This window comes from Mycobacterium colombiense, assembly GCF_001672755.1.
Lineage (GTDB): Bacteria > Actinomycetota > Actinomycetes > Mycobacteriales > Mycobacteriaceae > Mycobacterium > Mycobacterium colombiense_C.
On record NZ_LZKI01000191.1, the window covers coordinates 1 to 537 of the forward strand.

At 66.3% G+C, this 537-nt stretch carries 1 protein-coding gene; it reads right to left on the reverse strand.

The window, feature by feature from the left end; all coding sequences use genetic code 11:
* Positions 1–537 (reverse strand): AMP-binding protein (locus A5708_RS24610; RefSeq protein WP_155766174.1); only part of this gene is annotated, 537 nt, incomplete at both ends.

The window sequence follows — 537 nt, forward strand, 5'->3', positions numbered from 1 at the left end:
AGCCACGTCGACAACCGGTGCGGCTCCAGCGCCTCACCACCGAAGACCACCGTCTGCAACTTCAGCTGCTCACCCAACTCGGGCGCCAACGCATCGGCGCTCTGCAACGCATAGAACGCCGACGGGGTCTGGCTCAGCACGTTCACGCCTTCGGCAACCAGCAAGGCGTGCAGTTCTTCTGGCGATCGGACGACGTCGTCGGGAACGATCACCAGCCGCCCGCCGTGCAGCAGCGCGCCGAAGATCTCCCAGACCGAGAAGTCGAAAGCCAGTGAATGGCACTGCGTCCAGACCTCGCCCGGGCTCAGTTGAGCATCGATCGCTTCCAAGAGTTGGGTGACATTGCGGTGGGTGACCGCCACTCCCTTGGGAACACCGGTCGAGCCCGAGGTGTAGATGATGTACGCGACGCTGTCCGCGGTCGGCACCGGCAGGCCGGTGGTAGGTTGGGTGCGCACGGCGGGGTCGTCGATGTCGACGATCAGCCCGTCGAACCCGTCCAGCCGCGAGCGCACCTCGGCGGTGGTCACCGCCGCG